The 21,522-nt window shown below is 40.7% G+C and carries 20 protein-coding genes; 13 read left to right on the top strand and 7 right to left on the bottom strand.

The window, feature by feature from the left end:
• The 7 genes from K2Q13_RS10680 to K2Q13_RS10650 all read right to left on the bottom strand — a co-directional run bounded on the left by K2Q13_RS10680 (position 1) and on the right by K2Q13_RS10650 (position 6,241).
• Complete coding sequence (locus K2Q13_RS10680; RefSeq protein WP_292921080.1) at positions 1–327, bottom strand: EscU/YscU/HrcU family type III secretion system export apparatus switch protein; 327 nt, start codon at positions 325–327, stop codon at positions 1–3.
• Entirely contained in the window at positions 314–1,342 is a 1,029-nt protein-coding gene (locus tag K2Q13_RS10675; protein ID WP_292921079.1) for a flagellar hook-length control protein FliK, read from the bottom strand. The genes K2Q13_RS10680 and K2Q13_RS10675 overlap by 14 nt, the downstream gene beginning before the upstream one ends.
• Positions 1,343–1,412: 70 nt before the next feature.
• A complete protein-coding gene (locus tag K2Q13_RS10670) occupies positions 1,413–1,748 on the bottom strand; it encodes a flagellar protein FliT (protein WP_292921078.1) in 336 nt (111 codons plus the stop codon).
• A 39-nt stretch (positions 1,749–1,787) separates the two neighbouring features.
• A complete protein-coding gene (fliS, locus tag K2Q13_RS10665; RefSeq protein ID WP_292921076.1) occupies positions 1,788–2,216 on the bottom strand; it encodes a flagellar export chaperone FliS in 429 nt (142 codons plus the stop codon).
• Between the two features lie 49 nt (positions 2,217–2,265).
• Complete coding sequence (gene fliD, locus K2Q13_RS10660) at positions 2,266–4,239, bottom strand: flagellar filament capping protein FliD (protein WP_292921075.1); 1,974 nt, start codon at positions 4,237–4,239, stop codon at positions 2,266–2,268.
• A gap of 38 nt (positions 4,240–4,277) precedes the next feature.
• Positions 4,278–4,649, bottom strand: coding sequence for a flagellar protein FlaG (locus tag K2Q13_RS10655; protein ID WP_292921074.1), 372 nt, complete (start codon positions 4,647–4,649; stop codon positions 4,278–4,280).
• A gap of 101 nt (positions 4,650–4,750) precedes the next feature.
• Positions 4,751–6,241 carry a flagellin gene (locus K2Q13_RS10650; protein ID WP_292921073.1) on the bottom strand — a complete coding sequence of 497 codons (1,491 nt, stop codon included), beginning with the start codon at positions 6,239–6,241 and terminating at the stop codon, positions 4,751–4,753.
• Positions 6,242–6,593: 352 nt separating this feature from the next.
• On the opposite strand from K2Q13_RS10650, the gene K2Q13_RS10645 reads away from it, so the two are divergent.
• From K2Q13_RS10645 to K2Q13_RS10585, 13 genes are all read left to right on the top strand, one after another.
• Positions 6,594–8,165 (top strand): histidine kinase, encoded by a 1,572-nt coding sequence (locus K2Q13_RS10645; protein WP_292921072.1) that lies wholly within the window; start codon positions 6,594–6,596, stop codon positions 8,163–8,165.
• 16 nt (positions 8,166–8,181) lie between these two features.
• Positions 8,182–8,814: a response regulator transcription factor gene (locus K2Q13_RS10640; RefSeq protein WP_292921070.1), complete on the top strand. Its 633-nt coding sequence runs from the start codon at positions 8,182–8,184 to the stop codon at positions 8,812–8,814.
• Positions 8,815–8,923: 109 nt separating this feature from the next.
• Entirely contained in the window at positions 8,924–10,627 is a 1,704-nt protein-coding gene (locus K2Q13_RS10635) for a GGDEF domain-containing protein (protein ID WP_292921069.1), read from the top strand.
• A 505-nt stretch (positions 10,628–11,132) separates the two neighbouring features.
• Complete coding sequence (locus tag K2Q13_RS10630) at positions 11,133–11,849, top strand: GGDEF domain-containing protein (RefSeq protein WP_292921067.1); 717 nt, start codon at positions 11,133–11,135, stop codon at positions 11,847–11,849.
• Positions 11,850–12,006: 157 nt separating this feature from the next.
• Positions 12,007–13,245 (top strand): HDOD domain-containing protein, encoded by a 1,239-nt coding sequence (locus K2Q13_RS10625; protein WP_292921066.1) that lies wholly within the window; start codon positions 12,007–12,009, stop codon positions 13,243–13,245.
• A gap of 394 nt (positions 13,246–13,639) precedes the next feature.
• Positions 13,640–14,227, top strand: a complete 588-nt coding sequence (locus K2Q13_RS10620) for a hypothetical protein (protein WP_292921064.1) — start codon at positions 13,640–13,642, stop codon at positions 14,225–14,227.
• A gap of 62 nt (positions 14,228–14,289) precedes the next feature.
• Positions 14,290–14,655: a response regulator gene (locus K2Q13_RS10615; RefSeq protein WP_292921063.1), complete on the top strand. Its 366-nt coding sequence runs from the start codon at positions 14,290–14,292 to the stop codon at positions 14,653–14,655.
• A gap of 138 nt (positions 14,656–14,793) precedes the next feature.
• Positions 14,794–16,977 carry a chemotaxis protein CheA gene (cheA, locus tag K2Q13_RS10610; RefSeq protein ID WP_292921061.1) on the top strand — a complete coding sequence of 728 codons (2,184 nt, stop codon included), beginning with the start codon at positions 14,794–14,796 and terminating at the stop codon, positions 16,975–16,977.
• A gap of 533 nt (positions 16,978–17,510) precedes the next feature.
• Positions 17,511–18,374, top strand: coding sequence for a CheR family methyltransferase (locus K2Q13_RS10605; protein WP_292921060.1), 864 nt, complete (start codon positions 17,511–17,513; stop codon positions 18,372–18,374).
• A 4-nt stretch (positions 18,375–18,378) separates the two neighbouring features.
• Positions 18,379–18,990, top strand: coding sequence for a chemoreceptor glutamine deamidase CheD (cheD, locus tag K2Q13_RS10600; protein ID WP_292921059.1), 612 nt, complete (start codon positions 18,379–18,381; stop codon positions 18,988–18,990).
• Positions 18,991–19,026: 36 nt separating this feature from the next.
• Positions 19,027–20,106 (top strand): chemotaxis response regulator protein-glutamate methylesterase, encoded by a 1,080-nt coding sequence (locus tag K2Q13_RS10595; RefSeq protein ID WP_292921057.1) that lies wholly within the window; start codon positions 19,027–19,029, stop codon positions 20,104–20,106.
• Positions 20,107–20,159: 53 nt separating this feature from the next.
• Positions 20,160–20,654 carry an NlpC/P60 family protein gene (locus tag K2Q13_RS10590; RefSeq protein ID WP_292921055.1) on the top strand — a complete coding sequence of 165 codons (495 nt, stop codon included), beginning with the start codon at positions 20,160–20,162 and terminating at the stop codon, positions 20,652–20,654.
• Positions 20,655–20,792: 138 nt separating this feature from the next.
• Positions 20,793–21,107, top strand: coding sequence for a DUF4389 domain-containing protein (locus K2Q13_RS10585; RefSeq protein ID WP_292921053.1), 315 nt, complete (start codon positions 20,793–20,795; stop codon positions 21,105–21,107).
• Positions 21,108–21,522 lie beyond the last annotated feature (415 nt).

Raw genomic sequence — 21,522 nt, 5'->3', positions numbered from 1 at the left:
TCAATGTCCTTCCAAAGTTTGTTGTGTGATCTTGCTGCCAAGACTGTTAGCAGTCAAAGGCGTTTTTGTTTGTTCCAAGCGATAGAGCCATGCAAGTAATTCGGCGATTGCGACATAAAGCTGTGGCGGAATGCGATCATCGAGATTAACCTGCATTAATAATGCGACCAATTCACTTGATTCATGAACATAAATCCCCGCTTCTTTGGCACGCCTTATAATTTCCTGAGCAATGAGACCCCGACCTTTAGCAATTACTTTGGGCGCGATTTGTCCCTCTCGATACGCAAGTGCTACAGCGGTGGGGTAGGATTCATTCATTGTCATTGTGCTGAACTTCTACCGCTTGAATGGTTAATCCTGCGGATTGCATATCTGTCGTGAGTAATGATCGATTGTCTTTTAATAAACTAGACGTATCAACTTGTGATGTTTTCACTTTAATATTAATTCCTTGAGAATTAAATAAGATGTTGGCGGTAATATCTCCCAGTTGGGGCAACGATAAATGAAGTTGCGTACGCCACTGTGCTGCATGACCGGATTCATTGGCCTTGTTTGCATCTTCAGATTGTTCATGAATATCCCATTCCATCGATTGGCCATGCCAAACTTCACCTCGCCAGAATAGATGTCCGGTTTCCAGTGTATTGAGTTGTTGTTGTACTAATGGCATAGTCTGAACATGCACTGGCATTTCAGGACTTGGCGAAGCTAAAATCGCTGTCTTAGTCACAGATAACTCAGGCACTGCTAACATTAACTTACCCTGTGGTTCTTGTTGTAAATTCTCCAGTGTATTTTCTCCATTAATCCATTGAGCCTGATGTGATTCATAGAATAACCCACTTTGGGTAATTGTTTTTTGCAATAAACCGGGTAATTCAGTGCTATTTGTTAGAGTTCCATTCAGAATAGGAGAAGAGCTTGTTAGTGATTGAGCGGTATTTGTTGAGGCATGTTTTGAAGTATCATGCATTAGGAGATCGATAAATCGTCCAGTGGTGCTTATTGAAGCGAGATTTTCCTTTGATTCTATCGTTGCCCTGTCGAGGATAAGGAATTTTAGATTTGGTTGGTGAGAAATGAAAACTAATTCTAGTTTATTGCCGGGTTGAAACTTTGCTGGTAGGTCTATCTGGAGTAGTTTATCGTTAACCAAAACACTGGAACTTCCATTAGATAAACGTGCTTCTACAAATGCTTGATATTTTTGTCCTTGCTCAAATTTACTAGAAGAATTTTGTGAATCAAGAATTGCTGTTACAGGCGCTATCGGTGAAACAGATTTTATCTGTGTTAAAGGCGTGATTAAATCGGTTTTGATAATGATTGGATTCACGACAGCTTATATTTAAGTTGTTTGTATTTATCCAGCAGAAGTAACATATTCTGATACTTTATTTGGATATTTATACATTGTTAACAGGTTGATATGTTTGTTGAAGATTGCGTGTGCGCTTATTAGCGCTGAGCATATCCTGTAGTCTTGCCATCCAGGGTTCAATGATTGCTCGAATTTGAGCATCGTTATCCAATATTTGGTGAATAATTTTTACCTTTTTTTGCTGTAATTCTTGATCTAGTAAGGGCTCCGTGTCATTTTTTTTGAGGCTATCGGTTAGCTTTCTACATTCTTGTTCTAATGATACCAATTGATCCCATTCGCTATTTTGTGCAGCAGTCAGCATTTTACCAGTTGTTGCTAAAATAGCATTGTAGGTTATTATCGTATGCGCATTATCCATTCTTTTACATATCCCTTTTCTTGTCACAGAAATCTTTGTTTAGATAGCAATTGCTTTTATTGTAGTTAGAGTTCCATTGGATTCTCCGATTTCTTTCCAGGCACTATATAGTTCAGATAAAAGTTTATTTATTTCATTCAGTATCTCAATGTTATTCTGAATATTAGCCATTAATAATCGGTGCGTCATATAATCATAAAGTGCTTGGAGTTTAATGGCCAAATCGCCGCCCGCATTCATATCCAAACTAGCTTTCAAGCCGTGGTCAATAATCATGATGGCTTTTGAAATCATTTGTCCTTTTTCTGCGATCTCGTTATTTTGCATATGTATTCTGGTTCTTGCCAGTGCTTCTTGTGCTCCTTCGAATAGCATTAAAATAAGTTTGTGCGGATCAGCTGACTCAACGCCAGTTTCAACACCAATACGCTGGTAGGCGGATATTGCATTATTCGTGGTAATAAACATTTTGTACTCTCTTTTATATTATAAAAAGCTTACTGCTTGGAGCTTATTTTTAGCTACTTGCACCAGGCAATCTGGACAATTGTTGTTGTAAGAAATTGCTGGTTTGGGTCATGCTGACGATTGTCGCATCCAATGCAGAAAACTGTGCACGTATACGCTTCTCTACTCCCTCGAGTCTCTGATTTAATGCTTCTCTCTGTGATTCGATATCTTTGATTGATGAATTAATGCCATCAATACGATTATCAATTAGATTAGATTTCAACATATCATCTACTAATTTACCTAGCTTTGCCGCAAAGCCATGCGCAAAATCGACAGTTCCTCTAGCACCTGTGTTGCCACCGGATATTTTGAGAGTGAGTCCACTGCTGTCGGCAGCACCGGTTAGGATTTGACCAGAACCTGTGGCGGTGACGCCATTAATCGCCCCAGCCACATCTACACCACTGGTTTCAACAGGTGTGCCAAATAAATCCTGTTTACCATTCCCGCCGGTGATTGATACAGTTGATGCAGCACCGAATTGATCGGAAGTGATAGTTAATTTTCCTGCAGACTCGCTTAGCGCTACTGTTATGCCGGCTGCAGAAATTTCTGGCGCACCATTGATTCTTGACTGGATCTCAGCTGCCAGTGAAGTCGCCGTGTAAGTGCCTGTTGCAAGAGTTACACTGGCGCTTACTCCATTAATAGTGAAATTTAGTGTGTCGTTGACTCCAGTATTAATAGTTAGCGCAGCAGGAGCGCTACCTGCCGCAGTACCTTGTGTCGCAATTTGACTGATGTCCAATGAGTGCTTGCCATTGTTTGTATCAGGCTTAGCACTGATAAATGATACTAAGCTGTCACTGGTTTTTCCAACGGAGGCAAACAGTGTTGAAATGTCTTTTGTCGGATCATTCAGTACTTGGGATAGAGCAGTTGAATCAAATTTAAGAGTACCATTCGCTTGAAAAGAAACGCCTACCTCAGTTAGTATGCTCAGGCCGCCGCCTGCAGTAGTCAGTGGATCGGAGATTGTGTTGCGTAATTGTGTCTGGATTGAACGAACGGTTGAATCTCCCGTTAGAATAGATGCGCGCTTAGTAGTGGCATCATATTTTGAGAGATCGACGATGGTTTTATTAAGATCATTAAAAGCTTTAACAAATGACGACACTGCACTTTGAGCACTTGCTGTGTCTCGAGATAAATTTAAGGTTGTTGTTGTGCCAGTATTTGTTTTCAATAGATCTAACGTGACACCTTCAATAGCATCTGTAATTTTGTTGGATGCTTTGTTAATTAGAATGCCGTCAATGACTAATGTGGCATTGCTGGCTGCCACAGTTTCAGTAAGATTAGTCGTGCCACCAGTGGACGCATCGTAATTAAGCTGAGATAAGCCTACATTATCAGTATTGTTTGTATCAGTATCATTTGTAGTTATTTTTAGGGCGTTGCTCAAACCTGTATCCGTTGAAGCAATCACTAAACGATTGCCAGTGCCATCATTCACAATGCTGGCGGTTACTCCTGCGTTAGCTAGATTGATAGTGTCACGAATGCCAGCCAATGATGAATTGTCAGGAGAAATGGAAATTGATTGCGCAGCTTTATCTGGATTAAGTGTAAATGCGCCGCCACTGTATGTGCCGAACTGTATGGTTATAGTGCCGCTGCCGATTGTGGTGCCGGTAGTTGCAAAGTTAGCAGATTTTAATTTATGCGATTGTGCGAGCGTTTGGATTTCCATGGAGTAGCTGCCTGTTGCAGTAGTGGAAGTAGCGCTCACATTGGCCAAAGTTGTATCAGCAAGAGTGGCTGTTTTAGCGGTATATTTTTCCGGATTGGCCAACGCAGAAAGACTGCTTTGGAATGAGGACAACGCACCCTTTAGGCTACCGAATGCAGTTAGCTGAGTTTGCTGTTTAGCCTCTTTGGTATCGAGAGATGTCAGGGGGCGGCGTTCCAATGCCATTAATTGGCTGACAATACCGGTGACATCTAAACCTGATCCAATTCCTGGAGATGAAAGCATTTTTGAGTCCTGTTATTCTGATTCTATTAGAATTTTAATTATGCCTTATCGTTAAGTAGCAATCCTTGCATCTTGTCTAAGGTGCGAGCTATTTCAATGGCCTCTTCTGTGGGAAACTGTCGAATAACCTCATCAGTATGGGCATCCAATACCTTAATGATTGATTTGCCAGTTTCTTCATCAATTGAAAAACGCAAGTTATGTCCCAGAATATCTGCTGCTTCCTGAATTTCTTGAACAGCTTGTTTGATTTGTTCTACTGTCTCTGATTTATTATTTACTGTAGGTCGTCCAGTTGAAACAGGTGATGGAGCAACGTCAGTATCAGACATGATTTTCTTCTGAGTAACCGACATTGGTGCTACAGGGTGTAAAATTACATCCGGTCCGTTTAATTGATTGATGTTCATGAGATAGCTCCTTAAAGTTGAAACGTACGCGGGAGTTTTTCTTGATAATCCCGCGTACTATCAGCTTTATTTAATGTGTTGTATCATTTGTTACGGATTGCTTAACGTAACAGTGATAGAACATTATTGGGTAAAGAATTTGCTTGTGCAAGAATTGCTACACCTGCTTGTTGCAAAATCTGACCACGTGTCATGTTGGCTGTTTCAGCGGCGAAGTCGGCATCCTGAATCCGGCTACGAGAAGCTGAAAGATTCTCAGAAGTGCTTTGCAGATTCGCGACGGTTGAGCTGAAACGATTCTGATATGAACCTAAGTCGGCGCGGGATGAATTGATTTGGGCCAATGCTGCATCCACTGAGGTGAGCGCAGCTTGTGAGCCCGTCACAGACGATAGGCTTAGCGCCGCTATCGAAGAAAAGGTGCTGTTATTTACGCCAGCAATTGAAAATGCAGAAGCATTAGCGTTGGCTGTCGAGATCGCGCCTTTGGCGCTGGAAAGCGAGACGGTACCAGTTTTCACAGCAGAGATGGTAGCAGCAGCGCCTTCCGTCAGAGTCGAGCCACCGAAGCTGACTGTATCGTTACCGGCGGTGCTGTTTGCGAAGCCGCTCAGAACAATATTGCGCCCATCCGTCGTGCTGAGGGTAATGCTCGATTTCGAACTGGCGCTGGTGAAGCTAGCTGTGACACCGCTAGTGGCCTGAACACCGTTGATGGCAGAAACTACGCTGCTCAGGTCATTCTGATCCGTAACCGCTGTCGAAATCGCCTGCCCATTGATGCTGAATGAAACCGTACCAGCCGCACTCAGGCTACTTAGGGTCGTACTGTTACTTGCGGTGGCGGTTATTCCGATACCACTTGCTGCACTGTTGATTGCAGTAGCAACTTCTCTGGCTCCACCGGTAGTGGTCAGCGATCCTGCTGTACCCGCAGCATAAGCAATTGCGCTCGTTGTTCCGCCATCTGCAGTGGTGAGGGTGAGATCGGTTTCTGCGAGTACAGCGTTGGTCAAGCTGGCGATATCGCCGACAGCAACGGCATTCATTGCTGTGCCGCCAGAGGCTAAGGTATGGCTGCCGAGTGCAGAAGCACGCGCATCATTGATTTTTGTAATATCGATGCTTTGGCCAGCATTTGCGCCAACTTGGAAGCTCTGATTCTGAAAAGAACCATCCAGTAAATTCGTGCCGTTAAACTGGGTTTGGCTGGCAACGCGAGATATTTCAGAAATCAATTGTGAGGCTTCGGCTTGTAGTGCAGTACGATCACTGGCGCTGTTGGTGGCATTGGAAGATTGTACAGCCAACTCACGTATACGTTGCAGGTTGTTACCGATTTCACTCAGCGCACCTTCAGCAGTTTGTGACAGCGAAATACCATCGTTTGCGTTACGTACAGCTTGGTTTAAGCCACGGATTTGTGAAGTCATTCTTTCTGAAATAGCCAGGCCCGCAGCATCATCTTTAGCGCTGTTTATTCTCAATCCAGAAGATAAACGTTCTAGTGATGTATTGAGTGATGACGCTGATGAGTTAAGGTTACGTTGTGCAGTCAGCGAAGCGATATTTGAATTTATAACTTGAGACATTTGGGTTCTCCTAATTTACATTTGGCATTATTGCCAGTTGGTTTTTCCGCAATCCTGAAAGGCATAAAAACCTTGGGCGGATAAGTCTTTAATTTAAATTACGGTGGTGACTTCCTCGCAATCCAAGAAGAAAGGCAAGCACCGTTGATTGCAGTTATCGGAAATGATTTTGGAAAGTTTAGAATTTTACTTTCTTGTGTTTTAGCTATTTGGTTGGTTAGCAACAGTTATTCGTGATATAAATCACTTTCTAAAGATGAAATCACTCTGTAGAATATGGAATTAATTCAGATGGTTAATTTTGTAATCTAATTCTTAAGTTTATATCGGCTTCAATCGCTGAGGGACTGAGATGGTCGATCAAGAGAAATTAAAAATATTGTTGATTGAGTATTCTGCAAAGGATGCTGAGACGGTTCTGAAAATACTATCACACAGTGGTTTTCAAGCAGACTATTTGTGCGTTGCTACGGCTGACGATTTGCAAGCGGCTCTGAGGCTCCAGGATTGGAATGTGATTCTATCTGATTATGCTTCACCGCGACTTAATGCGTGCGACGTAATCAAATTGATGAAAAATCAAGGGGTTGATATACCTTTAATCATTGTTTCCAGTGATATCGGTGAAGAAGCGGCTGAAAATATCATGGCTTTAGGTGCATATGATTTTATGATGAAGGCCGATCTTGCTAGATTGGTGCCGGTAATCAGACGTAGTTTGCGTGAAGTAAATAATTATCAGCGCTTTATTACTGCTCAAGCTGCGCTGCAAAAAAGTGAAGCGCTTTTTCAAGCAATTACATCTAATCTTCCCGGAGTCGTGTTTCAGTTTCAGTTGGGTAAGAATAATCAAGCTGGTTTTCCATATGTCAGTGATGCAAGCGAAACACTACTGGGGCTATCACCCCAGAAGCTAATGAGCAGCCCAGAACTTTTCCCGGAATTAATTCTAGCTGAAGACAAAGAATCTTATCGTCAACTTATGATGACATCTGCCGAGCAACTTTCAACCTGGAACTGGGAGGGTTGTATTCAAGTAAAAGGAGATAGTGATATTAAATGGGTTAGTTTACGTGCAACGCCCAGAAGATTGCTTGATGGAGCGATGCTGTGGGATGGCATTATGATAAACATTACTCGCAATAAACTGGCTGAGCGCGAAATTGCACGTTCGCGTGAACAACTGGCCGAGCTATCCTCATATTTGCAGAAAGTTAAAGAACAGGAGCGAGCCCGAATTGCACGCGAAATTCACGATGACATCGGTGGGACATTAACTGCCATTAAATGTGAGTTACTTCCTTGTATGGATAAGACAGCAAGAAAGCTCGAATTTTATCAACAGAAAGCGAAATCTATTGAATCACTAGTGGATCGTGTAATCGATAGTACTAGACGAATTTCGCTAGATTTGCGCCCCGGAATTCTTGACTGTGGGATCGTTGCCGCTGTGCAATGGCAAGCAAAAGAATTTAGTGACCGTACCGGTATTGTTTGCAGAGTATCATGCGACAATGATGAAATATCTTTAGATTCGGATTTGGCCATAGCGATTTTTCGGGTATTCCAGGAGACGCTGACAAATATTTCCAAACATGCTAATGCATCACGCATTCAGGTAAAGCTTGTCGAATTGGAAGGCTTGATTTTACTTGATGTGATCGATAATGGATGTGGGATTACTGAAATTGATATGGAGAAGCAAGATTCTTTTGGAATACGGGGAATGCGTGAACGATGCCTGCAATTAAAGGGAAATTTTCATATTTCTGGAGAATCAGAAAAAGGAACTAAGGTGACTATTTTGATACCGACCGGGGATCCAGAATATGATTCTGAGCAAGCATATGATTTGAATGATAAGTTTAGAGAGTTTTCGCAATCAGAGCCCATTAAGAAGAGAAAGCAAATTTCTCGGCTTTAAATAGTTGGAGGTATACATGATTTGTGTAATGATTGCCGATGATCATGCAATTGTTCGTCAAGGTCTGAAACAGATACTCAGTGAAACTGACGATATTAAGGTGACTGGGGAGGCAGAAACGGGTTTTCAAGCAATCAAAATTGCGCGGCAGCAAGACTTCAATGTCATGTTGTTGGATATCTCTCTACCCGATAGAAATGGTATTGAGATTTTGAAGCAGATAAAGAAAGATAGGCCAAATTTGTCAGTGTTAATGCTTAGTATGCACAATGAACACGAGTTTGCTATCCGTGCATTAAAAGCGGGTGCATCGGGTTATCTAAATAAACAAAGCGCACCTGCGCAGCTGGTAGTGGCGATTCGGCAAGTCGCAGCGGGAGATAAGTATGTTAGCCCACTTGTCGCACAAGAACTTGCAAATATTATTAACTCTGATATCGATAAACCTCTTCATGCTACTTTATCCGATCGAGAGTATCAAACATTGTGTTTTATTGCAGCCGGTAAAACTTTGTCTGAAATATCGTCTGAGATGTTTCTGAGTCCTAAAACAGTGAGTGTTTATCGTGCACGATTATTGGAGAAACTCAAATTGACAAACAATTCAGAGATAATTCGCTATGCAATAAAGAATAAATTGGTTGATTGATTTCATTGTTAAAGATGTTGCTGCAATTAGTTTAATTTTTTTTCGAATGAGTCGATGTTTTTTAATCCCAGGATTACTGATTCATTATGTTTAATTTTAACCAATTAATATGAAACAATTTAAAGATTCTAATCCAATTACTATTGCTCGCGAAACGCTGCGGCAGCTCGCCTCGCTAAGAATTCCGCCAACTCCAGAAAATTACCACAAACTATATCTTCAGATTTCTGGAAATTCAGGAACTAGCACCGGTCCTTTAATTCCGATATCAACAAATCAAGAATTGAGTCAAGCTAATGAATCAATTGATTCCACAGCAGTTTGGGGAGGCACGATCGAAGCATTGTTGAAACATTTGGAAAACAAGCAAGGTAGGCTAACAATTGCGAAAAAAAGAGAAGGTGTTAATCGAGTGCTTACTAAGTTTTCAAAAGATTCAAATCAATTGCACATCAAGCTGAAGGCATTGATCGATTCTTGGGGAATGTTAGCGTCCACTAATCAAGAGTCAGTCGAGGATGTACAAGTAAAGAACTCTTTGTTGCAAGTTGATTTATTACCACAAGACTCTCGAGCATCGCAAGTCGTTTTAGAACAGAATCTTTCCTTTGGTCATTTTGCAGATCAACTATTGGAGTTAATGTCTCAAATATTAGAGCATGTAGTCGCTCGACAAATTGAAGATATTGTTCTAAATGAAGAAGTAAAAATACTGGCAAACCAAGTGCGTAAGATTCAAAATAAATCAGACGTGGAAAGATTTGCGGTTGATTTTCGGAATTTCTGCAGAAAATTCGATGCATATGGGGAAAATGGATTTAAGTTGAAGACAGGCTTGCTTAAATTACTCAATATGCTCATGGATAGTACTGGGGAGTTGTTGGTCGAGGATCCATGGGTTGGAATGCGGCTTAATAAACTGCGTGATACTATATCCAGACCCTTAGATCTTCAGGTCATAGAACAAGCTGAGCATTATATAGAGGAGATAGCGCAAAGGCAGGAAATAATCAGGCATAACCTGAATGAGGCCAAGACGACGTTGAAGCTCATGGTGACGTCTCTGATTACAAATATCGAAGAGTTGAGTGATACAACTGGAGAGTATCAGGTTAAGCTGGAGCAATATTCGCAAAGAATTAGTAATGCTGATGATATAAAAGAACTTAATCAGTTGCTTGGATTGATTATGAAAGAAACTAGGCAGATGCAGACAAGTGCATTAAATTATCGTCGTGATTTTCTTGCTGCTCGTGCAGAGGTCAGTTTTGCACAGAATAAAATCGACCAGCTTGAAACCAAGTTGGTTGAGATGGGTGAAAAGGTTCATGAAGATCATTTGACCGGGATACTTAATCGGCGTGGCTTGGATACTGCCTTTGAGCGAGAAGCCTCTCGTTCGATACGTCATGAGCATCCATTATGTTATGCACTGCTGGATATCGATAATTTTAAACAACTCAATGATACGCACGGCCATAAAGTTGGTGATGATGCCTTGAAATACTTGGTGGAGTCTGTTAAAGATACGACGCGTCCAGAAGATATCGTGTCACGATATGGTGGTGAAGAATTTGTGATTTTGCTTCCTAATACTAACTTGGAGGAAGCGGTTCAGATAGTATCTAGAATACGACGGAATTTAACTAAGAAATTTTTTCTGCATGAAAATAATCGCTTGCTAATTACATTTAGTGCAGGTGTTGCCCAGCTCCGGCCAGAAGAATCACAAGAAAGTATCTTTAAGCGTGCGGATGAAGCTTTGTATCGTGCAAAAAAAGGCGGTAAGAATCTAATTCTCGAGGCAGAATGAACTGTTTAGCTTATTGTTAATTCCCCATTCCCCATTCCCCATTCCCCATTCCCCATTCCCCATTCCCCATTCCCCATTCCCCATTAGGAAAACCTATTGAATATAATGGATTTTCTATAAATTACCACCACGTGTGCTTGAAATTCTTTATTCCCAATTATTTTGATTAAGATTGCTTGTGCTATTGGTTTCTCGTCATTGGCAAATCCCTAATGGGAAATCTGGGTTAACTAGCACATAAGCTATTCTTATGGATAAATAGTGCCAATTTCCCTTTTTATTCTTTGAATCCGTTCTGGATGAGTTCTGTTAACTTTGCAGACATGGCAGTCCATACCAGGATGGGTTCTCCTTCGCAATCCAACGAATTATCCCCTGCTGGCTTGTCTGCATCTGATGTTGTAAATTGAGGAGGATAGCAATGCAAGAGGCTATTAATCATAAAAAGAAAAGAATGTTGAGATTGGTTAAATCGACAAATGCTATTAGAAGTGAGCACAAACCTATGATTGATTCTGAAGATTATTATAAGCAAGTAGAACGTTACGCTGACCAAATCCGTAAAACACGTAATGCTGATGAGATCATTCGAATTCTGGATATCGTGTTATCTGAGACTCGAGGGTTAAAATTTAGTGATGAGGTTTTTGCTGCGCAGGAGCAGGTAAAACAGGCAGAGCGGAAGATTGAATTATTGAAAGGTGAATTGGAACAACTGCGGGGACTTGTGCAGACAGATCAAATGACGGGCGCATTCAATCGTCGTGGTCTTGATGAAATTTTTAAACGTGAGGCAGCGCGTGCCGACAGAAATGCACAATCGTTGGGAGTGGTTCTGATTGATCTAGATAATTTTAAGAAAATTAATGACAATTTTGGTCATCAATATGGAGATAGTGTCCTAATAAACTTAGTCACTGTTGCCAAGGAAACATTGCGACCTTCCGATATCGTTGCACGTTTTGGCGGAGAGGAATTTGTAATTTTATTGCCCGAAGTTGAGCTTGAAGATGCATTAACTATCATTCAGCGGTTACAAAATAATTTGGAAAGAAATTTCTCTTTACAAATCGATAATCAATCAATGCCAGTAACTTTTAGTGCTGGCGTTGCACTGCGTTCATTTGGAGAGCATCAAAATTCAGTTATAAGCCGTGCTGATAAAGCACTTTATCAGGCAAAACGAACTGGGAAAAATCGTGCAATTCCTACCTTGACCTAACTGAGTACTTGGGAAGTATATGAGGAACAAATCATAATTTAATATATCAATCCCAGTGAAATACGTTTATTAGTGATGAATAAAGCTAGTGGAACAAACAATAGAACCGATGTGTTTAAACGTTTCTTTATATCGTTTGGTTAATGTGGGGGAGTAAATGGAAGGTTTTTTTCTTGGGCGACAGCCTATTCTAGATCGTAATCAAAATTTGGTAGCCTTTGAATTACTTTTTAGGCAAGAAGAGGCTGATGAAAAAGCCAGCATTGCTAATGACTTATCTGCATCCGCAAATGTCATCATCAATGCATACTGTCAATTGGGTATTCAGAATGTATTAGGCAAGCAACGAGGTTTTATCAATGCGGATCCAGAATTAGTTATGAGCGACATTATTAGTCTGTTGCCTAGCAAACATGTTGTACTCGAATTAAAAGAGACCGCAGCTGTGACGGCAGATTTTATGCGGCGATGTAGCGAGTTAAAACAGAAAGGATATCAATTTGCACTAGATAATGTGGTCGCAATGAATGAGAAAGTCGAGCAATTGCTACCATTGGTCAGCGTAATCAAGGTAAATGTACTTGAGCTTGAGAAAAATGAGCTTTCTAAGCTGGTAACTGAGTTGAATCGTTGGCCAGTATTGCTTTTGGCGCTAAAAGTGGAAACTCGCGAACAAGAAAGAAATTGCATGCAACTTGGATTTCAGATGTTTCAGGGGTTCTATTTTGCAAAACCTGAGGTGTTGTCAGTTAAGCGAGCTGACCCAGGAAAATTGTCACTATTAAAATTACTGACGTTAGTAATGGGTGATGGTGACATTGAAGAAATAGAGAAGGAGTTTAAGCATCAGCCTGGACTCAGTTATAACTTGATGCGCATGGTGAATTCTGTGGCAAGTGGATTGCCACAGAAAATCAACTCAATCAAACATGCGATTATGATAATGGGACGAAAACAGTTGCAAAGATGGGTGCAATTGCTGCTTTATACAGCAGATCATTCTAATGAGAGTATGTCTAATGCATTAATGCAAACTGCTGCTGCACGTGGCAAATTAATGGAATTGATTGCAACAGCGGAACGTCCTCATGATAAAAATCATCAAGAGAGAGCATTTATGGTAGGAATATTATCTTTGCTCAATGTGCTACTTGGTATTGAGATGCAACAGATTGTCGACAAGTTGGGAATTCCTGATGATATGAGTCAAGCATTATTAAACCGGGAAGGACGATTGGGACAGGAGTTGAAGTTAATAGAGGCTAATGAGAGAGGGGAGGTTGCTGTGATTCAATTGATGTTGGTTGAACTTGGTTTTCTGAGTTTGAGTGAATTGGCGGATATTGAAATGCAAGCAATTGGATGGACTAATCGGATCGGTGAAGTTGCCAATTGAATTGTATTTTTCATGTAGTTAAATATATTTCTAAGTTTAGCATTGATATGTAATTAATATATGTTACTAGGGATTTTGTTGAAGTTGTTGGTAATTTCCAAAGCACTTTACTGAGATATTCGGTTTATTCATGACTGTCGATTCCATGACACTTATTTCATATATCTACCAGATTCTTGGAGTGATCTTGGAATTAAAGTTGTTAAATGTTATGACGCTAATGCTTTATATTAAAGAAAAATATTGACGCGAAAAAGATATTCATGCTCATGTTGTTAACTTAATGAATTTGCGATAGTTAGTGGTAAATTTTATGTATCCGCATGGTAAAAAATAGACTAATGTCTCGGGCGATTGCGTTAGTAGCTCTGAAAAAACAAGTGGCGGGGAAAGGATGATGACTGAGCTGCAATCAGCTAGTGACAAGCTTGATAATAAAGTTGAAGATAAATTGGTGCTGGAAGATAAGGATGGGGTTATATGCAATAACGCTGCCAATGAGTATCTTATGGGCATTAGGGGAGATTTAAAACAAGCTGAAAGATTAGTTAGTGACGCAGTCAATAATTTAGTATGTAACTTCAGATATATAAGTAAATTAACAGGATCTCATCATGAGATGGTTCTAGCGATTGAAAGAATGGCTCCTCCTGAAGGAAGACATCCTATTAGTGGATTGTTGGAAAAACAAATGGTAATTGCTAATCGAATCGAACAAGAGTTAGATGCGGTAATCACCTCCTTACAATTCGGTGATTTAGTTGCACAATTACTCGAACATACCGCGCGTCAAGTGGAAATTCTAAGCGATGAGTTGCGGCGTATTGATCGGCAAGGTGGCTCGCAAGGAAGAGATCGTAAAAGATACTTTAAATCAATGCCTTCTGAAATTAATAAGGCAGTTAATGGGGTGAAAAATATGGGTAAAAAGAAGCCAGTAGTGCAGCAAGGAATGAAAATGGGCGATATTGAGCTTTTTTAGCAAAATGCTTGGCAGGCAATTTTTTCAAGCAAATTAATATTATCAGTAAAGGAACTAAGCAAATGGCCAAGACAATACTTGCAGTGGATGATTCTGCTTCAATTCGGCAGATGGTGGCTTTTACGCTTAAAGGTGCAGGTTATGAGGTCATTGAAGCAGTTGATGGTCAAGATGCATTCGATAAGGCAAATCATCATCAAGTTAATCTAATATTAACTGACATCAATATGCCACGTATGGATGGATTAAAGCTACTTGAGTTGCTACGAAAATTGGCTCAATATAAAAATATTCCTATCTTGATACTGACCACAGAATCTGGCAATGAAATGAAAGCAAAAGGTAGAGCGGCAGGGGCAACTGGCTGGCTTGTGAAACCGTTTGATCCCAAACGATTATTGGAAGTTATCGGTAAAGTTATTAGTTAGAAGTTAATATTTTTTAAGCGGATTAATAAGTTTAAATAATTCTTAATCCCAAAGAGTAAGCGTTTTGTTGTTTCTTCATTACTTAGTTTCTTTCTTTATACCGCAAGCCAAACAATTCAACTTGAAATAGGGCTTCCTATGAGTACAGATCTCGAACAATTTTATGAAATATTTTTTGAAGAATCTTCAGAGTTACTTGCGGATATGGAGGCATGCTTACTTAGGCTTGATGTAAATTCGCCGGATTTGGAAGACTTAAACGCTATATTTCGTGCTGCTCATTCTATTAAAGGTGGAGCGGGTACATTTGGTTTTACAGATATGACGGAGATGACGCATATGTTGGAAACACTGCTTGATAGATTGCGCAAGGGCGAGCTTAAAGTACGTAGCGAGATGGTCGATGCTTTTCTAAAGGCTGGAGACGTTATCAAAGCACAATTAGCAGGACATCGTGGAGAGGGACAAGCTGATCCTGTTGCTGCTGAAGCGGTGTGTGAGGAACTTAAGAAATTAGGTGAAAACGGGCAGGAGACTGTATCGGTGGAGGATATAAAAGCAATTGTTTATGACGCTGCAGCCAAATCAGTGCCGGAGGAGACTGATGCAGAGTCAATGGCGGAGGAAGTTTCTCAAGGAAATGCTGTCACACGACTTAGTTATAGTATCGAATTTTCCAGTGCTGATTTGAGTAGTGCCGCAATTGAGAATTTACTCGCTAATTTGCAGGGGTTGGGTGATCTGGAAAATCTTACGCCTGTAGATGCAGAGGAGTGCTATAAATTAGTATTGACTACAAGCAGTAGCGAAGAAGATGTTTGGGAGACTTTGGTATTTGTGGTTGACCCCACAAGCCTTAAAATTAAAGCAATTGCATTTGATAGTACTCGAGTTAAGGCAACAGAAATTGAGACCCTTAATGGATCAGTTAGTAATACAGAATTTTTAGCGGAAGAAGATGCGCTAAAGCATAGGATGCCACCTGCTCCAGGTTATGGATTTTTCCACGGGGCGCCCGCTGCACCGAAGGATTTAGAAGGTTCAGAAATCAGTTCGGACCGGGTACAGTTGCCGAATACAGGTAGTAACAAAAATGAATCTCAAGCTACAAATAAATCTTCCGGAAAAGCTAATATAGCGGCGGCTAGTGAAACTTCATCTATCAGAGTCAGCATAGAGAAAGTTGATCAAATGATTAATTTAGTCGGAGAGCTGGTCATTACTCAAGCAATGCTTGCTCAGACAGCTTCTCAGTATGATCCGGTACTGTTCGAGAAATTGTACAGCGGAATGAGTCAATTAGAGCGAAATACACGAGATTTGCAAGAGTCTGTGATGTCAATCCGTATGATGCCAATCAGCTTTGTATTTAGCCGATATCCGCGAGTTGTTCGTGATTTGGCAGCGAAACTGAATAAGCGTGTGGAGTTGAGGACTGTTGGTGAGAGTACAGAACTCGATAAAGGGTTAATTGAGAAAATTGCTGATCCTTTAACACACTTAGTCAGAAATAGCCTGGATCACGGTGTAGAAATAGCTGAAAAACGTATAGCTGCTGGCAAGCCAGCACAGGGCACCATAACCCTGCGAGCTTTTCACCAGGGAGGGAGTATTGTTATCGAGGTTAGTGATGATGGCGCAGGACTAAATAGAGGGAAAATTCTTGCCAAAGCAAAAGAACGTGGCTTACCTGTACATGATGCAATGACTGATCAAGAAGTATGGTTGTTGATATTTGAAGCTGGTTTCTCAACAGCAGACCAAGTTACAGATGTGTCTGGTCGAGGTGTCGGCATGGATGTAGTGAAACGCAATATACAGAGCATGGGGGGGCGTATTGATATTGAATCGACGTTTGGATCTGGTACGCGCATATCCATTCGTTTGCCACTAACGCTGGCCATACTTGATGGCTTATCTGTGGTTGTTGGAGATCAAATGTTTATTGTGCCATTAAATTATATAACCGAGTCATTGCAACCGATGGCCACTGATATTAAAACAGTGAGTGGGAAAGGGCGCGTGGTGCAAGTAAGAGGTGAGTATCTCCCAGTGATTGCATTGCATGAGTTCTTCAATTTGCGTCCTAGCGTAACAGAGATTCATAAAGGAATTCTTGTCATTCTTGAGGCTGAAGGACATAAAGCAGCATTATTTGTGGATGACCTGGTTGGACAGCATCAGGTTGTTATCAAGAGCCTAGAGAGTAATTACCGCAGAGTTCAGGGAGCTTCGGGTGCGACTATTATGGGTGATGGAAAAGTTGCGCTTATTCTTGATACCGCAGTTTTAGTAATGGCATCACAGGAAGAGCTCGTGTAGGAGATTTATTACTTATTTGTGATGCGCGGCTTATCGGCATTTTATGTCAGAGCAGGTATGAACAGTGGAAAACTTGAAGTTTGGGAGAAGCTGATTATAGCCAGTTTACTGAGTATCTAAAATGTAGCAGAACATGTAATGTGATTAGTTTGGAAGCGGATCAGCTGCGCCTCCACCCTGGATTGGGTTTAGAGACTGATGCTGAATACATTGTCGGCTTGGGAATGAATGATGAGGTAGTGTATCGGACTAATCAATAACTTTGTTATTTAAGGTGATTTTCTGTTCGCTTGAGATTAAGGATGATCCCAATTCTATTAATTGAAAAAAATCTATTTATATTCTACCGATACAAGTACCAGGCTTGTCAACGAACATAGTAGATGTGTCAGTTTGGTATCTATGATCTCGAGGGATTAAGGAAAAGTATATTAGTTCGATATACGAAGAAGTGAAGGAATTGGAAGAAGATATATTGATACTGTAAACGATTATCGCAAAATGGCACTTTATCTTGTTTGTGGATGGAAATTATGGGATTGATTACAGATATCGAAGATAGCCCTGAAAATAAAGCGCGCGAATATAATTTTACTCAGAGTGATTTTGACCGAGTTAGAAAGCTGATATATAAGCATGCGGGTATCTCTCTTTCTACAGGTAAGCAGAACATGGTGTATAGCCGACTTGCCAGAAGATTGCGTGCGACGGGCTTTGATAGTTTTGATGAATACTTGGACTATTTGGAACGTGGAAACTCGGAAGAGTGGGAAGCGTTTACTAATGCTTTGACAACGAATCTTACGGCTTTTTTCCGTGAGCAGCATCATTTTCCCATTCTCGAGAGGCACGTAGAGAAGCGAAAAAATCACAACAAAATTCAACTTTGGTGTAGTGCCTCATCTACTGGCGAAGAGCCATACTCAATGGCGATGGCAATGGTACAGGCGTTTAAATCATATACTCCTCCCGTGCATATTCTGGCGACGGATTTGGATACAAACGTTTTGGCGAAAGCCCAAATGGGTATTTATTCAATGGAAAAGTTAGAAAAGCTACCTAAGGAAAAACTTAAACAGTTTTTTTTAAAAGGCAAAGGCTCTCATGCTGGATCAGCAAAGGTTTGTCCCGAGTTGCAAAATATGATTACGTTTCGGCAATTGAATTTGCTCGATGATAACTGGCCGATTCGAGGTCCATTTGATGCAATATTCTGCCGTAATGTGATGATCTATTTTGATAAACAGACACAATATAAAATTCTGAAGAAATTTGTGCCATTGCTAACCCCTGACGGATTGTTGTTTGCTGGTCATTCTGAAAGCTTTCAACATGCTATTGATTTATTTAAGTTGCGTGAGAAAACTGTTTATGAATTAACTAATCGGCAGAGGTAATAATATGGCTGAGATCCTTGATGAGCAAATTGCGAGCAATTTATATTTTGACAAAAGCTTTAACCATCAAGCAGTCAAATTGTTACCAGGTGAATACTATGTCACTGATAAGGACATGCTCTTGGTAACTGTGCTTGGCTCATGTGTTGCAGCTTGTATACGTGATTGTTATAGCGGTATCGGCGGTATGAATCATTTTATGCTTCCAGATGGTGGTGCGGACGCGGGTAGTCCGTTAAATGCTTCAGCTCGTTATGGTACGTATGCAATGGAAATACTGATCAATCAGCTGCTCAAATTGGGCGCTCGCAGGTGTAACCTCGAGGCTAAAGTATTCGGTGGCGGTAATGTTTTGGATGGGTTGACGGTTGCGAATATCGGCCAGAGGAATGCAGATTTTGTTTTGAAGTTTTTACAAACCGAGAAAATAAGAGTTGTAGCGCAAGATTTAGTTGATATATTTCCTCGTAAGGTCTATTTCTTTCCAAAAAACAATAAGGTAATGGTAAAGAAATTACGGAATATTCGTAACGTGACTATTTCCCAACGTGAGAAAGATTATAGTCAACGCTTGCGCAAGGTTGAAAATGGTGGAGAAATAGAATTATTTTCTTAGCTGAATTTGCTTCTTGAATTTCCTTGAGTTCATATTATGAAAAAAATTTCAGTTCTAGTCGTTGATGATTCAGCACTTATTCGTAAGTTATTGAGCGAAATTATTAATAGCCAGCCGGATATGGAAGTCGTTGGGGCCGCAGCTGATCCTCTGGCGGCACGCGAAATGATACGTGCAATGAATCCAGATGTGCTGACTTTGGATGTCGAAATGCCTAAAATGGATGGAATTGATTTTCTAGAGAAATTAATGCGATTAAGGCCTATGCCTGTTGTTATGGTTTCAACGCTGACCGAGAAAGGTTCGGACGTAACTTTTCGTGCACTTGAATTAGGTGCGGTCGATTTCGTGTCTAAGCCCAAAATGGATATAGCGTCGGGATTAAAGGAATATGGTAACGAAATTGCAGACAAAATCCGTATCGCGAAGTCAGCTAGGCCCAGACGGCATACACCTTTGCCAATTACAAAAAGTGTTACTGCAGATGCTGTTCTGCCAACTGTATCAAATCGTATTTCATCGACAGAAAAGTTAATTATAGTAGGTGCCTCTACTGGCGGCACAGAAGCAATTAAAGAATTTCTGATTCGCATGCCGCATGATTCACCAGGTATACTTATTACCCAGCATATGCCAGAAGGATTTACCAGGTCATTTGCTAATCGTATGAATGGTCTATGTAAGATATCAGTTGCTGAGGCTCAGGGGGGGGAAAGGGTGCTGCCAGGCCATGCTTTTATCGCACCAGGACATTCGCACTTATTGCTTAAACGTAGTGGTGCAAATTATCTGACTGAGTTAAATCAGGGTGAACCAGTGAGTCGACATCGACCCTCAGTTGATGTACTATTTCGTTCAGCAGCAAATTGTGCAGGCAAAAATGCCATTGGTGTGATTCTAACAGGCATGGGGAAAGATGGTGCTGTAGGAATGTTGGAGATGCACAGAGCGGGGGCATATAATTTTGCTCAAGATGAGGGGAGCTGCGTTGTTTTTGGGATGCCAAAAGAAGCTATTGCCGCAGGTGGAGTTAATGAGGTTATTTCATTAAAAGATATGGCTAGATGTGTTCTATCAAAAGTATCTAGTATGGGGTCGCAACGTAACCGTATTTAGCTTGCTTGATTTCCTGGTATTTGATTTAGGATAAAGTGAAAAGTACACTATCCATGAAAAGATCTGTTTCTCGATTTATTGTTTTTGTTGGTATTAGTTTTTTAGTTAGCTGTGGATCAATTCAAGAACGACCTTTTCCCAAGCATGATTATCGTTCTGTTGTCAATAAGTCCCTAGATCCCAGTTACCTTAAAAAAATACTCTATTCTCACTATAATGAATGGCAGGGCGTACGTTATCAATATGGTGGACTGAGTCAACGTGGGATAGATTGCTCGGGTTTTGTGCATTTGACGTTTAAGTCAAAGCTCGGTAAGAATTTACCAAGGACGACGGGGATGCAAGCAAAAATTGGGCAAGAAGTTAGAAGAAATGATTTAAGGGCTGGAGACCTGGTGTTTTTCAGAACTGGTAAATCTTCAAATCACGTAGGAATTTATCTGGAGAATAATAAATTCTTACATGCATCTCAAAAGAAAGGTGTCACAATATCACGGCTTGACCATGTTTATTGGAGATCCAATTACTGGAAATCCGTTCGTGTCTAATTTGAAATAAAATTGTATTAATTTCCTTCTAGTAGCTTTCCGTATCTTAGTACGAGCCGTGTGGGGGAATCGCTGCTTATATATTGTTTATGTTTGGAGCGCTGGTAAGTAATCTGCACTATATTGTGGGAAAATGAAATGGATGAAGAAATCAAGCAAAGATTGCAAAAGAAAGATTTTTGGCAGCGTGGTCTTTATGTTATTTTCTTTATTTTTATCTATGGTTTATCTAATTCCTTAGTTATCTGTATCGTTTTCTTTCAGTTTGTTACTCTACTGGTAACTGGAAAAACAAATCCATTATTACTTGGATTCAGTCAAAGCTTAAGTGCTTATATTCATCAAGTAATTAGTTTTTTGTCATTTAATGCTGACTTGCGCCCATTTCCATTTAGCGCATGGCCAAAAAGTACTAGCCGTGTTGGATTTACAGAAACCAGTGCAGATGAATGATGATCATGGTTCTCAGATGCGATCAATGAGCATTATTCATTTCTTTTTGTAGCAGAAGAAGGTAGTGCTGTCAGTAGTTTATCTAAAGGAAGCGGATATCACAGCTATCAATGCTGAATTTATGGGGTTGGTAGCAATAAAACAGTCAGCTTTTGTTGTTGCTGGATCATAAAACATAACCCATATTTCTGTTGGCGAACAAGCTTCACCTATGCAAAATAAGCAAATATCATCCGCAATATTTCTGGGCGTGCTTTAATTAGATGTGGCCTCGCAAATTCGGACAGTCCTTTAAGTGGTAATCTTGCTCAACCCAGGCCGAGTAATTAACGGCAAACAAAGGAGCGAGAGTATGAGAAGGACGAGGAGGAATCACGCAGCGGGATTCAAGGCCAAGGTGGCCATAGCTGCGATC

It is taken from the genome of Nitrosomonas sp., from assembly GCF_019752095.1.
In the GTDB taxonomy this organism is placed as follows: Bacteria; Pseudomonadota; Gammaproteobacteria; order Burkholderiales; family Nitrosomonadaceae; genus Nitrosomonas.
This window is presented reverse-complemented; position numbering and strand designations above follow the sequence as displayed.

Excerpts from the sequence above, each read along its gene's own strand:
- K2Q13_RS10680 (WP_292921080.1), bottom strand. The coding sequence starts at position 327 with ATGACAATGAATGAATCCTACCCCACCGCTGTAGCACTTGCGTATCGA.
- K2Q13_RS10670 (WP_292921078.1), bottom strand. The coding sequence starts at position 1,748 with ATGGATAATGCGCATACGATAATAACCTACAATGCTATTTTAGCAACA.
- fliS (WP_292921076.1), bottom strand. The coding sequence starts at position 2,216 with ATGTTTATTACCACGAATAATGCAATATCCGCCTACCAGCGTATTGGT.
- fliD (WP_292921075.1), bottom strand. The coding sequence starts at position 4,239 with ATGCTTTCATCTCCAGGAATTGGATCAGGTTTAGATGTCACCGGTATT.
- K2Q13_RS10655 (WP_292921074.1), bottom strand. The coding sequence starts at position 4,649 with ATGAACATCAATCAATTAAACGGACCGGATGTAATTTTACACCCTGTA.
- K2Q13_RS10650 (WP_292921073.1), bottom strand. The coding sequence starts at position 6,241 with ATGTCTCAAGTTATAAATTCAAATATCGCTTCGCTGACTGCACAACGT.
- K2Q13_RS10645 (WP_292921072.1), top strand. The coding sequence starts at position 6,594 with ATGGTCGATCAAGAGAAATTAAAAATATTGTTGATTGAGTATTCTGCA.
- K2Q13_RS10640 (WP_292921070.1), top strand. The coding sequence starts at position 8,182 with ATGATTTGTGTAATGATTGCCGATGATCATGCAATTGTTCGTCAAGGT.
- K2Q13_RS10635 (WP_292921069.1), top strand. The coding sequence starts at position 8,924 with ATGAAACAATTTAAAGATTCTAATCCAATTACTATTGCTCGCGAAACG.
- K2Q13_RS10630 (WP_292921067.1), top strand. The coding sequence starts at position 11,133 with ATGATTGATTCTGAAGATTATTATAAGCAAGTAGAACGTTACGCTGAC.
- K2Q13_RS10625 (WP_292921066.1), top strand. The coding sequence starts at position 12,007 with ATGGAAGGTTTTTTTCTTGGGCGACAGCCTATTCTAGATCGTAATCAA.
- K2Q13_RS10620 (WP_292921064.1), top strand. The coding sequence starts at position 13,640 with ATGATGACTGAGCTGCAATCAGCTAGTGACAAGCTTGATAATAAAGTT.
- K2Q13_RS10615 (WP_292921063.1), top strand. The coding sequence starts at position 14,290 with ATGGCCAAGACAATACTTGCAGTGGATGATTCTGCTTCAATTCGGCAG.
- cheA (WP_292921061.1), top strand. The coding sequence starts at position 14,794 with ATGAGTACAGATCTCGAACAATTTTATGAAATATTTTTTGAAGAATCT.
- K2Q13_RS10605 (WP_292921060.1), top strand. The coding sequence starts at position 17,511 with ATGGGATTGATTACAGATATCGAAGATAGCCCTGAAAATAAAGCGCGC.
- cheD (WP_292921059.1), top strand. The coding sequence starts at position 18,379 with ATGGCTGAGATCCTTGATGAGCAAATTGCGAGCAATTTATATTTTGAC.
- K2Q13_RS10595 (WP_292921057.1), top strand. The coding sequence starts at position 19,027 with ATGAAAAAAATTTCAGTTCTAGTCGTTGATGATTCAGCACTTATTCGT.
- K2Q13_RS10590 (WP_292921055.1), top strand. The coding sequence starts at position 20,160 with ATGAAAAGATCTGTTTCTCGATTTATTGTTTTTGTTGGTATTAGTTTT.
- K2Q13_RS10585 (WP_292921053.1), top strand. The coding sequence starts at position 20,793 with ATGGATGAAGAAATCAAGCAAAGATTGCAAAAGAAAGATTTTTGGCAG.